General features: G+C 42.2%; 7 protein-coding genes. 6 read left to right on the top strand and 1 reads right to left on the bottom strand.

The features are described 5' to 3' along the window. The first annotated feature begins 211 nt into the window (after positions 1-211). The 3 genes from FLM48_RS10890 to FLM48_RS10900 all read left to right on the top strand — a co-directional run bounded on the left by FLM48_RS10890 (position 212) and on the right by FLM48_RS10900 (position 5,932). The gene (locus FLM48_RS10890; protein WP_179024653.1) at positions 212-2,098 is read left to right on the top strand and encodes a S8 family peptidase; all 1,887 of its coding nucleotides are present in this window, start codon (positions 212-214) and stop codon (positions 2,096-2,098) included. 214 nt (positions 2,099-2,312) lie between these two features. After that, complete coding sequence (locus FLM48_RS10895; RefSeq protein WP_179024654.1) at positions 2,313-4,889, top strand: M1 family metallopeptidase; 2,577 nt, start codon at positions 2,313-2,315, stop codon at positions 4,887-4,889. 122 nt (positions 4,890-5,011) lie between these two features. After that, complete coding sequence (locus FLM48_RS10900; RefSeq protein ID WP_028772222.1) at positions 5,012-5,932, top strand: manganese-dependent inorganic pyrophosphatase; 921 nt, start codon at positions 5,012-5,014, stop codon at positions 5,930-5,932. 52 nt (positions 5,933-5,984) lie between these two features. Here the strand turns inward: FLM48_RS10900 and FLM48_RS10905 are convergent, their stop codons facing one another. After that, positions 5,985-8,381, bottom strand: a complete 2,397-nt coding sequence (locus FLM48_RS10905; RefSeq protein WP_179024655.1) for a Lon protease family protein — start codon at positions 8,379-8,381, stop codon at positions 5,985-5,987. A 282-nt stretch (positions 8,382-8,663) separates the two neighbouring features. Here FLM48_RS10905 and FLM48_RS10910 point away from each other — a divergent pair, with 282 nt between their 5' ends. The 3 genes from FLM48_RS10910 (at position 8,664) to FLM48_RS10920 (ending at position 11,680) form a co-directional block, all read left to right on the top strand. Continuing rightward, positions 8,664-10,925 (top strand): collagenase, encoded by a 2,262-nt coding sequence (locus FLM48_RS10910; RefSeq protein WP_179024656.1) that lies wholly within the window; start codon positions 8,664-8,666, stop codon positions 10,923-10,925. Positions 10,926-11,360: 435 nt separating this feature from the next. After that, positions 11,361-11,531, top strand: a complete 171-nt coding sequence (locus FLM48_RS10915) for a hypothetical protein (RefSeq protein WP_179024657.1) — start codon at positions 11,361-11,363, stop codon at positions 11,529-11,531. A gap of 5 nt (positions 11,532-11,536) precedes the next feature. Then, positions 11,537-11,680 carry a hypothetical protein gene (locus FLM48_RS10920; RefSeq protein WP_179024658.1) on the top strand — a complete coding sequence of 48 codons (144 nt, stop codon included), beginning with the start codon at positions 11,537-11,539 and terminating at the stop codon, positions 11,678-11,680. The last annotated feature ends 806 nt before the right edge of the window (positions 11,681-12,486 follow it).

A 12,486-nucleotide genomic window follows, 5' to 3' on the forward strand; every position in this document is an offset into this window, starting at 1 on the left:
TTATAAAAAACAACCTTTTCAAGAAGATTCCTCTAAATAGTCAATTCACGGCCTTTTTGTACGTCGATTCACCCCTATTTGTAAATCATGTGTTACAAAACGTATCTATAAAGATTATTAGATCGAACTAGTCTAATTTTTTATTAATTGTATTTGTACTAAGTTAATTCAGCCCTGAGGCAAAACTAATAATATAATAAATGGAGTTAACATGTATAAAAAGCAATTAACAGCACTTGCGGTCGCAGCAAGTTTAAGTCAGTTTGGTTTGAGCGCAGCGGAATATCAGGCCGAATTCATACCTGCACCAAGTGAAAATGCAATTGAAGATAATTATATCGTTGTTTTCAATACACCCAGTGTACTTAACATTAATAATAGCGCAGCTATCGCTGATTTTGCTGTGCAACAATCTAAAGCGCTATCTAATAAATATGATGTTACTGTTAAACGAACTTTCGGTAATACCCTTAATGGTGTTTTAGTCAAAGCTGACAAACATCAGCTCAAGGCTTTACAGCAAGACAGCAGTGTAAAGTACATTGAACAAGACCAACTTATGTCGATTTCACCTTTAGCGGCAACCAATGCCGACCAGGTTAGCCCTACATGGGGCTTAGATAGAGTTGATCAACGTGACTTGCCATTGGATAACAATTACCACTATGACTTTGATGGTAGCGGCGTAACCGCATACGTTATTGATACTGGCGTACTCAACAGTCACAGTGAATTTGGCGGTCGCTCTACTAGTGGTTACGACTTTGTAGACAATGACAGCAATTCAACTGACTGTAACGGCCATGGTACTCACGTCGCAGGCACCATTGGCGGCGCGACTTATGGTGTGGCTAAAAACGTTAATATTGTCGGCGTTCGAGTATTGGGCTGTTCTGGTTCAGGTTCTAATTCCGGTGTGATCGCCGGTATTAACTGGGTAAAGAACAATGCCAGCGGGCCGTCCGTCGCCAATATGAGCTTAGGGGGCGGCGCTTCACAAGCGACTGATGATGCGGTAAATGCTGCGGTAGCAGCAGGGATTACCTTTGTAGTGGCGGCCGGTAACGACAATAGCAATGCCTGTAACTATTCACCGGCCAGAGCGAGTGATGCACTTACTGTTGGTTCAACCACTAGCAGCGATAGTCGTTCGAGTTTTTCTAATTACGGCTCATGTCTAGATATCTATGCACCAGGTTCTAGCATTACTTCAGCTTGGTACACTTCTAATAGTGCAACGAATACTATCAGCGGTACATCGATGGCAGCGCCTCATGTTGCAGGTGTTGCAGCACTCTATCTGGATGAAACACCAAGTTCTTCTCCCACTCAAGTTGAGTCAAAATTAATATCTCAGTCATCGAGCAATAAAGTATCAGACGCTAAAGCGGGTTCACCCAATCAATTGTTGTTTAGCCTTAACGGTGATGGCGGCGGTTGTGGTAGTAATTGTCCGGTTGACGAAACAGAACTTAGCAATAATACCGCTGTGACGGTTAGCGGACAGGCTGGCTCTGAAACTATGTACTTTATTGATGTTCCGGCAGGTGCAAGTAACTTCTCGGTTAACCTTGCGGGCGGTAGCGGGGATGCGGATATCTATGTGCAGCAAGGCAGTGCACCAACGCAATCTAGCTATCAATGTAGACCATACAAAAACGGTAATAATGAATCGTGCAGTTTCTCTTCACCTACAGCAGGCAAATGGTATGTGATGGTAAGAGGCTATTCGAGTTATAGCAATGCAACATTGACTGCAAGTTATACCACCGGCAGTGGAACATGCACGACTAGTGACTGTTTAGAAAATGGGGTGGCGAAGACTAACCTCTCTGCTTCTACCTCTTCGCAGGATTTCTATAAGATAGATGTGCCTGCCAATAAAACCCTTACAGTGTCTATGTCAGGCGGCAGTGGCGATGCGGACTTGTATGTAAGAGCGGGGAGTAAACCCACTACAGCGAGTTATGATTGCCGACCTTATCTCAATGGTAATAATGAAACGTGTACCATAAACTCAGGTAGTGGCGGTACTTTTCATATTATGCTTAGAGCCTACAGTACTTATAGTGGTGTAAGCGTTACAGCAAGTTACTAATTGGTTTTAATGATTGTTTACTAAGAGAGGCTAACAGCCTCTCTTTTTTTGCCTGTAAAACGTAAGTAGATATGTATTAACTGGCTTTTAGCATGTAGAGCTTGTTACAATTTTTGCTGTTTAGGTAATTAAAATGCTACGGCAATTAGTAGATTGCAGCTGTGCATCACCAACGACAAGTAGCTAATAAAATCTATAAGTATAAGGAAAATACATGTCACTCCTAGTCAGAACCAGCGTGGTAGCGCTGGCATTGGTGAGCAGCGCTGCCTCTCACGCTAATGAATATGTACTAAAAAAAGTCGCCAAACCCACGTCGCAATCTGTCAACCTTAAGCTGGATCCCAATCTAGAAACCTTTTCTGGTTCAACCAACATAAAAATAGAAGTGCTTAAAGCCACTAATGTCATCGAATTAAATGGTGTTGACTATCAAGTGACTGAAGCATTGTTGTCCGGGCAATCCGATTGTGATCTTGCCAGCCAAGCCAATGATAAAGGTATTGTTAGCTTTAGTTGTGCCAGCACTATAAAACCTGGCAGTTACCAATTAGATATTGATTTTACTGCCCCCTATAATCGTAATTCGGTTGGGCTTTATAAAACCATCGATGGCGATCTACCGTACTTATTTACCCAATTTGAAATGAGTGATGCACGTCGCGCATTTCCACTCTTTGACGAGCCAGAATATAAGGTACCGTTTCAGTTAACCATTGCTTCGCCACAAATTAATAAAGTTTACAGCAACACTCCGGTGGTCAGTGAAGAAAATAACGATGGCTGGACTACCCATACTTTCGCGCCAACTAAAACGATCTCTAGCTATTTAGTTGCGTTAGCAGTAGGGCAGTTTGAAGAGATACCGGTTAAAGGGATGAGTGTTCCTGGCCGAGTCATCACAACTAAAGGCAAAATTCATTTAGCCAAGTATGCCGCAGAGCAAATGCCCATCGTGCTTAAGGCGTTAGAAGACTATTTCGGTTCAGATTATCCATTTGCAAAGTTAGATTCTGTCGCGGTACCTGAGTTTCCTTTTGGTGCAATGGAAAATGCCGGACTCGTTACTTATCGCGAAGATATCCTGCTATTAGATAGCGCTAATGCCAGTGATGTAAGTAAACGCAGAGCGGTGTCAATTATTGGACATGAACTCGCACACCAATGGTACGGCAACTTAGTCACCATGGCTTGGTGGAACGATCTTTGGTTAAATGAAGCGTTTGCAAGTTGGATGGCAGCAAAGGTTACCCATCAGACTCATCCAGAATTTGAATCTCACCTTAATCTGTCAAAAAATCGCGCCATGTCAGCTGATGCGAGACTATCAACCAAACCGATTCGTAAACCTATTCGCACTGAAGCAGACATTATGGATGGGTTGGGGCTGGCTTATAGCAAGGGTGAAGCTGTGCTTGCTATGGTGGAGAATTGGATAGGTGAAGAGGAGTTTAAGCAAGGTATTCGCAATTACATCAACACCCATAGTTACAAAAACACAGAAGCAAGCGATTTGTGGAATGCGCTAGCCAAATCTTCAGGTAAAGATGTACCGAGTGTGTTGAAGTCTTATATTGAGCAGTCTTCGTACCCGTTAATTAAGGTCAGCCAGCAGGGTGAGAAACTCAATGTCTCTCAACAACGATTCGTTTATGCCGAAGTAGACGCACCGCAGCAATCATGGACAGTACCAGTAGTGTTTAAGTATGGCGTTAACGGTCAGACGTTTGAAAAGTCGATTTTGTTAAGCGAAAGAACCCAAATCGTGGACCTAGGTGTTAGTGCTGATTGGGTTTACCCTGACAGCAATGCAATGGGTTACTACCGCTGGGCACTTGATGGTGCTGGCTTTGAACGTTTGCTAGCAAATGTTCAGCAACTATCGGATAGAGAAAGAAAAGCAATGATTTCATCGGCTGATGCGCTATTAGACGGTGGCTTTTTATCAGCCGGGGAATTACTTTCAGTTTTAGGGCAATTTACTAAAGATCCACACGCTGGCATTATTGCAAGTGCGATTGCTTATATTAATATTCAAAAGCAACCTTTTGTCGATGAAAACAATGAGCAACAGTGGGCCAAATTTATAGGCCAAAGCGTTGCGCCTTTAGTTGAGCGCTATGGTGTTATTGCTAAGGCAGATGAAGATGCACAAATTAGTCAGCTACGCCCTAGGTTTGTAAAGCTGCTGGCTTTTGAAGCAAAAGATAGCAATATCATTAAGGTGGCATTGGAGCAAAGTAAGCGTTATTTGAGTGGCAGTACCGATGTCGATCCCTACCTCATTGGTACATATTTGCAAATCGCAGTTTATAATGGCGATGCAGCATTGCTCAAACAAGTTATACAAGCTTTTGAGCAAACTAAAGATCCGACTAAACGTACCCATCTTATGTTAGCAATGGGCTACGCACCGCAAGGTAAATTACAGCAACAAGTATTAGCCTATTCGTTAACCGATACCGTTAAAGCGCCGGATTTAAGCTATATCTATTCAGGGCAAACCTATACAAAATCACGAGCCAACGATTTCCGTGATTGGGCGTATTTAAACTACCAAACTATTGCCGCAAAAGTGCCACCTTTCGCGTTACCGAGGCTGCCAGCTTTGTATGGTGGTGGTTGTGATGAAGAGGTGTTTAATAAAGCTAATCGCTTTTTCACGCAGCAGCTGGACGAGGTGCCAGGATATGGCCGAGCGTTAGCTAAATTGGAAGAAAGCGTGCAGAACTGTGCGCGTTTACGCCTTAGAGAAAAGGCCAGTGTTGATGGCTTCCTTAGACAATTTTAAACACTAGTACCAATTAAAGGCACCGCAAGGTGCCTTTTCTTTGGCAATCAAGACAAAAGGAGTAATGTAAATTTGTTTTGTATTTGGTAAAATGCCGCCAATTTTTTTAAAGAGACTTGATTATGCCAATGTATGTAGTGGGACATAAGATCCCTGATTCTGATTCTATTTGTGGTGCAATAGCATTAGCTTACTTAAAAAATCAAATTGGTGAGAGTGCTGTCGCTACGCGCCTTGGTGATGTTTCACCTGAAACTGCGTTTATTCTAGATCGTTTTGGATTTGATGCCCCTGATTTTAAAGAAAGTTATGCTGGTGAGCAGGTCTATATTGTTGATCACTCTGAGCTTACTCAAGCACCAGACGATATTGAGCAAGCGACCATCGTTGGTATTGTAGACCACCATAAACTTGGTGATCTAACCACCTCTACGCCACTAGAATGCTGGATACGTCCTGTAGGTTGCAGCAATACTGTGATTAAAATGATGTACGATTTTTACAATGTAGAAATCCCTAAAGACATCGCGGGTATCATGTTGTGCGCTATCTTAAGTGACACAGTTATCTTTAAATCACCAACTTGTACTACCGCAGACATTCGTTGTGTTGAAGTACTCGCTGAAATCGCTGGTATCGAAGACTATAAAGCGCTCGGCATGGAAATGTTCAAAGTTAAATCTGCAGTAGAAGGTACGCCGGCTCGAGATCTGGTGATGCGTGATTTTAAAGATTTTAATATGAACGGTAATCTAGTCGGTATCGGCCAGCTTGAAGTGATTGATTTATCAGTTTTTGATGCTATCAAAGCTGATTTGGTTGCTGATATTGCTAAACTGAAACAAGAAGGCAATCGTCACACTGTGATGCTATTACTTACTGATATTATGAAAGAAGGATCAGAAGTCTTAATTATTTCAGATGATGCAAACCTTACCGAACGAGCTTACGACAAAGCATCTACCGATGGCAAAGTGTGGCTAGATGGCGTATTAAGCCGTAAAAAACAGGTCGTGCCTCCTTTACAAGCGGCTTTTGCTTAGCCACTTCGGCTAACTCGCAGTATAAAACAGGCCGCTTTAAGCGGCCTTTTTATTATGACTTTTTAGCTAATTGTTGCTGTTGATGTAGCCGCAACTTATTTAGTCGCACTTCTGCTTTGGCAAATAAAGTATCGGCAGGGTAGTCTTCAAACTCAAAATCACGTTCGCCAACGTCATGGTCTGTTAGCAGCGAAAGTGCCTCATTTACGTGCTCTACAGCCCATATGGTAAATTGGCCTTTGGCCACCGCGTCCACTATATCTTGCCTCAACATCAGATTCTGCACGTTAGAAGCAGGGATGATCACGCCTTGGCTCGCTTGGCGGCCTTGAATTTGGCAGACATCGAAGAAACCTTCTATCTTTTCATTGACGCCACCAATCGGCTGCGCGGCGCCAAATTGATTCATAGAGCCGGTAATTGCGATATCTTGCCTTAGTGGGATTTTTGAAAACGCTGACAAAATTGCACACAGTTCCGCCATAGAGGCGCTATCACCATCAACCCCACCATAATTTTGCTCAAATGTAATATGAGTTGAGAGCGGTATATTATCCGTTTGGCCAAATATGGTTGCTAAATAAGCGCTCAAAATCATCACCCCTTTAGAGTGCAAACTACCAGCTAATTCTACTTTTCGCTCAATATCAAATACAGTGCCATCACCATAGGCAGTCGTTGCGGTGATTCGACTTGGCGCGCCAAACTGATGATCTGAAGTAGCAATAACAGACAATGCATTTATTTGGCCAACAACCTTACCTTGGGTATTAAGTAAGGTTGTGCCGTTAATAAAGCTCTGCATCACATTGTCTTTAAGGCGGCAGACTCGATGTTCATGATTTGCAAGCGCTTGATTGACATGACTTGCACGAATTAAATTGGCTTTAGCAGCCCTTGCCACATAGTTTGACTCGCGCAGTAAATTAGCAATGTCTGCACTGTGTAACGACAACTTGTTTTGATCATCAGCTTGGCGAGAACTGAACTCGATAATGCGTTTGATTGCACCACGATCGCAGTGAAGCATCTTATTGCCATGTACTATGCTAGAGATAAACTGAGCATAATGAGCTTCTGACTGTTGAGTTCGCGGCATGACATCTTCAAAATCTGCAGTGACTCTAAATAACTCTTTAAATTCAGAATCATAATGCTGTAGTAGTTGATAAGTCTGATAATCACCAAACAGAATGATTTTGACATTAAGCGGGATAGGCTCAGGGTCGAGTGAAATTGTGCCAGACAAAGTCACCTCGCGTTCTAGCGAGCTCAAGCTTAACTTTCTTGACCGTAATGCCCGTTTTAGTCCATCCCATACATAGGGCTGCTCTAGTACTTTAATGGCATCAATCATTAACACGCCACCATTGGCTTTGTGTAAGCTGCCACTGCGTATGAGCGAAAAGTCGGAAAAGATGGTGCCTTTATAAGTGGCATTTTCGATGTAGCCAAAAATATTATGGTAGTTAGGGCTCTCTTCTACCACAATTGGAATTGTTTCTTGCTGACTCACTAGCACGTTAATTTGATAACGTCGTGGCATCTTCTTTTCTAACGAAGCATAGGAGAGGGCGATCTGCTCATCATTTTGCTCCAAAAAGATATCTAGGTTGTCGAGAATATCCTTGTGCATCGCACTAAGGTGGCGTGTGACACTTTTTATTTCGGCATATTGCTGTTTTAACGGTTCGATTAAATGACTAAGTACTTCTTGTGCGACTTCTTCATCATGTTTCTGCTGTTTCTCAGAATACTCTTCTTCCCAAGTAGTAAACTTACGCACCACTTCTCTGAGCTTAGATTCCAACTCACTGATACTGTTTTCTAATGTTGCTTGCTCTTGTTCAGGTAGATTGAGAAAAGAGTCTTCTGTATGCGGCTCTTCGCCATTCATCGCGACAAGCTCATAACTTCCTTGCGCTGAGATAGATAGACTAATGCTATTGGCAGCGCCTTCTGCAGTAATTTGTCCTAGTGCTTCTTCTTGGCGTTGTGCCAATGTAGTTTTTAGTTTTTCAGCCCTGGTGTAATACATCTCGTTATCAAAAGCTAACGGTAACGCCTTACTTAGCCGTTGCATTAATTTTTCAATGCTTTTCTTAAATGCTAAACCGCTGCCCAAGGGCAGCTTCAACACTTTGGGCGTTCTTGCCTCCTCGAAATTAACCACATAGCACCAGTCATAACGCTTGGTACCATTTGGCTGATAGCGATTTAGATAGCGCATCACCATAGTGCGTTTGCCTAAACCATTGCGGCCAATCGCATAAATATTGTAGCCCTTGTCTTTCATCGACATGGCGAACTCTACGGCTTGCTGCGCGCGTTCTTGACCGACGATTTCATCAAGCGGTGTTAAATGCTTAGTGGTTTTACAATTAGCGTCCAGTCCGGATAGATCAGACTCTCGGTAAATCTTGTCACGAGTAAGGGAAGTTATAGGCATAGGGCAAATCCTCGTATGACAGAAGTTAAAACCAGTGTATGCATGAGTTTTAAATATTTCAGTAGTTTATTTAAGCAATAGTGCAATACCAGTGATTTAACTGACTAACTGCTTAAAAATCCGTCACTTCATGGCACTATCGCCAACATGAATTTCTTTCAATATGAATATTGTATGCAATTTGTTAATTTTTTGAAGGTTTAATGTCACAAAAGCTTAGCAACGTGATTTGTGAACTCTACTCAATAGCTAAAAAACAAAAAGAGCCCTTCAGGAGCTGATATGCAAAACCGGAAATTTTTAAACATACGCATGAAACCAATCAGTATTAGCATTGCATTAGCGCTTTCATTAGCAGCTTGTAGCAGTGACGATGATGATAATCAAACAGAACCAGTTGTTGAGCCTACACCACCCCCTGTGGTAGAAGAAATTCCAGGTGAAGCATTGACGCTTGATGTCGTACACCAACATATTGATACTGCTGAACCTGTCTCTTTTTACATTGACGTGACCGAGGCCGCACCGGCATTAGTCGTGAGTTTATTTAGTGGTGAAGCAAATAAAAACCTTGGCGATCCTGATGTTTACGTTCGCTATGAGGGCATCGCAACCAGTGGCGAAACCGGAGAGTTTGATTGTGTTTCTTATAACGGAACTAATTATAACGAAACCTGCATAATCGATGATGCCGAGCCAGGACGCTACCATATTTTGGTAGATGCCTATGCTGAAGGTGCAACGGTAGATGCTTCAATTGTTGCCACCACTAGTTTGTTTAGTCAAAGTGTAATGTGTGACGTTCCGGTTCAAATACGCGCACAATCAATGACCATAGAGCAAGTTCAAAGCGCTTGTGATGTGCTTGCAGATACTAAGGTGCGCTTTGACAATGCCTTTGAAGCTATCAGTCCTGCTTTTGACCTACCCGTAGAAAACGATCTAAACGAAGTCACTAATCTCAATATATTCAGTAGCCTATCTAACCATGCTGCTTGGGCAGAGCATCTGTTTGATACCGGTAATACCAGTGGGATTTATTTTGAAACCTCACCAACAGATTGGTGGCATGACTCTACCATTCTCACTTTTAATGCCCTTGAGTGGAGTGGCGGAAGAGATGTAATTCGTTCATTAGACCATGAATACTTGCATGCTCTAGATGGTCGTTATAATAAAGAAGGCGGCTATAAAGAAAACCTTAGTTGGTGGTCTGAAGGTTTAGCAGAGTACCTAGGTACCTTCTACCAGCGCAGTTATCAAGCCTTAGTGACAGCAAGCGAAGATTCGCCTTATACATTGGCTCAAATTTTTAATGGTGAAAGTAATGCCTATTCGTGGGGCGAGTTAGCGGTAGGTTTTTTGATAGAGCAACGCCCAGAACTTGTCACTAACATGCTAACTGAAATGCGAGCGGGTAACTGGGATGCATTTGATCTGCTACTAGCCGATATAGCCAGCAATGAACAAGTTAGCTTTGAAACGTGGTACACGCAGACTTTACCGCAACAATTTGCGGCTAGTGCTACAACACTGGAAGTGGACAGCTATCAACAAATCAATGGCAGAGGAGGTTGGTTATACTCCGTATCTGTGCCCGAGAACTCACCTGCAGTCACCTTTGCGACCCAAGGTGGTTCAGGCAATGTAGATTTATGGGTCAATCAAGGTAGTCCAATCCACCCATATGGTGGTACTGAGGTCACTTGTAGTTCGATTTCAGATAGCAACAGCGAGAGCTGCACCATCGACAGCCCTATAGCCGGTGATTACTACGTGACAATTGGCTCAGATTTTGTTGGCGCAGATATCATTGATTTATATGTAAGCGCTTGTATCGGTGAGGATTGTAGTGTTGATCTGCCGGAACCTATGGCCTTAACCATGATAACTGAACCCTATTTACCTCACTGGCCAAATAAGGGTGTATTAGGCACTTGTAGTTTAGCTGAAACATACCGTACATCTTATGATATTGCTGATGCTGTATCGGTTACCAACACAACTGACACTCCTGTTAAGGTTTATTGGTTAAGCACATCTAAAGGCAATAGAGCAGGTGGGTCGTACATGACCCTAGAGCAGGGCGATAGTTTTACTCCTGATAATTGGCGTGTTGGAGAGCGCATCATGCTAACCGACATTGTTGATAATTGTCTTGCAGTGGCTATTTTAAATGACGAAACCAATGTATTTGAGATTGAAGCTAAACATGTTGAAAATGCCGCTACTGAAGTGGAGTTACCGGAATCGACAGCTGAGATGGGTAGCTGTGATTTAGTTCAGCCATATACTCGTGAAAGCGGTAATGCGCCAGAATTTATCGTAGCGAATGCTTCGACCAACAGTTACAACCTTTACTGGATTAGTGATTCAACCGGCGAGCCATACTTAGATAACGTATACGCCACACTAGAACAGAATGAAATGTACACCGCAGACTTCTGGGCTATTGGTGACCGAATGATGGTAGCTGATAGCAATAATGAGTGCGTTGGCGTACTGGACCTTAATGATACCAGTAACATTTTTGTCTTAGACTAAAAATTTAAATCTGTTGTGCAAACCCCATGCAGGTAACTGCATGGGGTTTTTTATTGTTTATAAACATTGTTCATAAAATTAGTAAAGCACTGATACTAGCATCAAATAGTCGGCACTAGGCACATCTAGTAGGCCCTTTATTAAAGGCTATTAAAGGCGACGATGATTAATAGCAATGAATATTGCCGCATCAGCAAGGTTTTAAAGGGCTAAATAGAACACAGATTTAGCTAGGTAGTTATTAACGAGCCATGTTGCACTCATTGGTGTAGCAGCTGCAGGAGTCCACCCAGATGCAGCGAACGCAATATTAACTGTGGGTGATGCCGTGGTATCAGGGCAGGGAATAAGCGTTGCTGCATTCTGTGCGGTTGGTGCCTGGGAAGCGTTCAGAAATGAGCGCAAGCAAAAACCAAAATACAAAGGCGGGTGGTAATGGACAAACACGTACCAGAGTTAGCCAAAATTAGGGGCGCGTCAGGCGTAAGTCTAGCCGTTATTGTTTTGCTGTTTAACATTCAAACTGGCATTAACGACTTAAATAAAACCGTGGCCGACAATGACAGCCGTCTTGATGTCATCGAGTACCGATTAAACCAGGAGTAAAAACCATGCTTGGAGACTTACCAACGGATTTTGATATTGCAGTACGAACGCCTGATCCCATGGTAGTTAAACTGCAACCAAGTAATGAATTAATCGTGGTGTTTGTGCTAGTAGTTATCGTTGCTGCAGCATGGGTTAAAAATAGATAAAGCCCCTTTAAGGGGCTTTAATTTAACTATTTAGAAGCGGCCACTACATTTTACAAGAATATATTTAGCTTTAATAAACTCATAATGTCTACACGATCCATACACTATTCGGAAACACCAAATGAGTAAAAATAAATAAAAATAACTAAAAATATCTTTTCTTATCTGAATTTTATCTATGACATCGGTTGCTTCTATAGGTATCAAATTGACGCCGTAAATAACAGATGTCAACGTTCTACAAATAACTATAGCTAACATTAGCAGCCATGCAAAATTCAACCGTTGGAGTGATTCTTGTAATTCTGTTTCTAATCGATAAAACTCCTTTTTTGTCGTCAAGCTCCTAGCTTCCCGTACTATCTTTCTGTTTTTTCTAAAAATCTCAACTCTTACATTCTTTGCAAAACGGCTGGTTGACTCAATTACGAATTTGTTTATGAAAGGTGATAAGAAGTTGACTAAAAGACCTAGTAACAATCCACCCCAAAAGGTACTGCTCAAAATATCCATATCAAAAGTCTCTAGAACTTTGGAAGTACAGATTAACAAATCCAGTAGGAATAATGAATATCCTACAATCAGAGCTTTAGGTTTTTGACGAATTCGGGCTCTCTATCACGCCAAGGTTTAAAGTTACGAGGCTGGTCTACTAATTTGCCGGAGTAGGTAAACGCTCTAACTGTTCACAGAGGTGGTCAATCTCCCAATACTCAAGTACATAACTTTTAGGGGTCACCAAGCTATCATTAAATATAAAGAATCCATCCCATTTATTTGTGCATGGCATAAAGCCTGATGCAGCG

Source organism: Shewanella sp. Scap07 (assembly GCF_013394145.1).
Lineage (GTDB): Bacteria > Pseudomonadota > Gammaproteobacteria > Enterobacterales > Shewanellaceae > Shewanella > Shewanella waksmanii.

Bases quoted from the DNA above. Each gene is read 5' to 3' on its own strand.
- FLM48_RS10915 (WP_179024657.1), top strand. From the start codon at position 11,361: ATGGACAAACACGTACCAGAGTTAGCCAAAATTAGGGGCGCGTCAGGC.
- FLM48_RS10920 (WP_179024658.1), top strand. From the start codon at position 11,537: ATGCTTGGAGACTTACCAACGGATTTTGATATTGCAGTACGAACGCCT.
- FLM48_RS10900 (WP_028772222.1), top strand. From the start codon at position 5,012: ATGCCAATGTATGTAGTGGGACATAAGATCCCTGATTCTGATTCTATT.
- FLM48_RS10910 (WP_179024656.1), top strand. From the start codon at position 8,664: ATGCAAAACCGGAAATTTTTAAACATACGCATGAAACCAATCAGTATT.
- FLM48_RS10895 (WP_179024654.1), top strand. From the start codon at position 2,313: ATGTCACTCCTAGTCAGAACCAGCGTGGTAGCGCTGGCATTGGTGAGC.
- FLM48_RS10905 (WP_179024655.1), bottom strand. From the start codon at position 8,381: ATGCCTATAACTTCCCTTACTCGTGACAAGATTTACCGAGAGTCTGAT.
- FLM48_RS10890 (WP_179024653.1), top strand. From the start codon at position 212: ATGTATAAAAAGCAATTAACAGCACTTGCGGTCGCAGCAAGTTTAAGT.